This window comes from Streptomyces sp. XM83C, from assembly GCF_023072675.1.
Classification (GTDB): Bacteria; Actinomycetota; Actinomycetes; order Streptomycetales; family Streptomycetaceae; genus Streptomyces; species Streptomyces thermocoprophilus.
Genome location: NZ_JALLGL010000518.1, coordinates 1 through 2176 on the forward strand (window position 1 = coordinate 1; position 2176 = coordinate 2176).

Consider the following 2176-nt stretch of genomic DNA (forward strand, 5'->3'; position numbering starts at 1 on the left):
GTGGTGGGCGTGCTCCGGGACGGTGTTGGTGGGCGTGCTCCGGGACGGTGGTGACTGACAGGGGCCCGTGGTGCGCGTGACCGGGCCCGGAGACGCCGAGGCGCGCCCCGTGGGCCGGTGGCCCCGTGGCGCGCCTCGGACGGTGTCAGCGGAACGTGCGCAGACGCAGGCTGTTGGTGACGACGAACACCGACGAGAACGCCATCGCCGCGCCCGCGATCATCGGGTTGAGCAGCCCGGCCGCGGCCAGCGGCAGCGCGGCCACGTTGTAGCCGAACGCCCAGAACAGGTTGCCCTTGATGATCGCCAGGGTGCGCCGGGAGAGCCGGATGGCGTCGCCCGCGACCCGCAGATCGCCGCGGACCAGGGTGAGGTCGCCCGCCTCGATGGCGGCGTCGGTGCCGGTGCCCATCGCCAGGCCCAGATCGGCGGCGGCCAGTGCGGCGGCGTCGTTCACGCCGTCGCCGACCATCGCGACGGTACGGCCCTCGCGCTGGAGGCGCCGTACGACGTCCACCTTGTCCTGCGGCAGCACCTCGGCGATCACCTCGTCGATGCCGACCTGCCGGGCGACCGCCTCGGCGACGGTCCGGTTGTCGCCGGTGAGCAGCACCGGGGTGAGGCCGAGGCGGCGCAGCTCGGTGACGGCTTCGGCGCTGCCGTCCTTGACGGCGTCGGCGACGGTGAGGACACCGCGTGCCTCGCCGTCCCAGGCGACGGCGACCGCGGTGCGCCCCTCCGCCTCGGCGGCGGCCTTGGCGTCGGCGAGCGGGCCCGGCAGCGGGATGCCGGCGTCCTGGAGGAGCTTCTCGCGGCCGACGACGACGCTGTGTCCCTGGACGACGCCCCGCACGCCGAGCCCGGCGACGTTCTCGAAGCCCTCCGGCGCGGGCAGGACGCCCGCCCGGTTTGCCGCGCCGGCGGCGATCGCCTGGGCGACGGGGTGTTCGGAGGCGTGCTCGAGGGCGCCCGCGAGCCGCAGCAGCTCGTTGTCGTCGGTGCCGTCGGCGGCGTACACGTCGTGCAGGGTCATCCGGCCGGTGGTGACGGTGCCGGTCTTGTCGAGGACGACGGTGTCGACACGGCGGGTGGACTCCAGGACCTCCGGACCCTTGATGAGGATGCCGAGCTGGGCGCCGCGGCCGGTGCCGACCATGAGCGCGGTCGGGGTGGCCAGGCCCAGCGCGCAGGGGCAGGCGATGATCAGTACGGCGACGGCGGCGGTGAACGCGGCGACGGCGTCGCCGGTCGCGCCGAGCCAGGCGCCGAGGGTGGCCGTGGCGATCAGCAGGACGACGGGGACGAACACGGCGGAGATGCGGTCGGCGAGCCGCTGCACCCGCGCCTTGCCGTTCTGGGCGTCCTCAACGAGGCGGGCCATGCGGGCGAGCTGGGTGTCGGCGCCGACGCGGGTGGCCTCGACGACGAGCCGGCCGCCGGCGTTGACGGTGGCGCCGGTGACGGTGTCGCCGGGGGCGACGTCGACGGGCACGGACTCGCCGGTGAGCATGGACGCGTCGACGGCGGAGGTGCCCTCGACGACGGTGCCGTCGGTGGCGATCTTCTCGCCGGGGCGGACGACGAACCGGTCGCCCACGGCCAGCTCGGCCACGGGGACGCGCACCTCGTGGCCGCCGCGCAGGACGGCGACGTCCTTCGCGCCGAGTTCCAGCAGGGCCCGCAGCGCGGCGCCCGCCCGCCGCTTGGAGCGGGCCTCCAGATAGCGTCCGGCCAGCAGGAACGCGGTCACGCCCGCGGCGGCCTCCAGGTAGAGGGCGGAGGAGCCCGCCTCGCGGGAGACGGTGAACTCGAAGCCGTGCCGCATGCCGGGCATGCCCGCGTCGCCGAAGAACAGCGCCCACAGGGACCAGCCGAACGCGGCGAGCGTGCCGAGGGAGACCAGCGTGTCCATGGTGGCCGCGCCGTGCCGGGCGTTGGTCCAGGCGGCCCGGTGGAAGGGGAGGGCGCCCCAGACGACGACGGGGGCGGTGAGGGTGAGGCAGAGCCACTGCCAGTTGTCGAACTGCAGGTCGGGCACCATCGACAGCAGTACGACCGGAACCGCCAGCACGACGGACACCAGCAGCCGCTGCCGCAGCGCGAGCAGTTCGCCGCCGTCGGCGGGGGCGGCCTGTTCGTCCGCGCCGGCGGTGGCGGCCGGGGGAGCGGGCGGCGG

The 2176-nt window shown here is 75.5% G+C and carries 1 protein-coding gene; it reads right to left on the reverse strand.

Annotated elements, in window-relative coordinates:
- Window positions 1-145: 145 nt before the first annotated feature.
- On the reverse strand, window positions 146-2176 hold a 2031-nt coding region (locus MTQ10_RS29940), incomplete at its 5' end, for a copper-translocating P-type ATPase (RefSeq protein WP_247473678.1).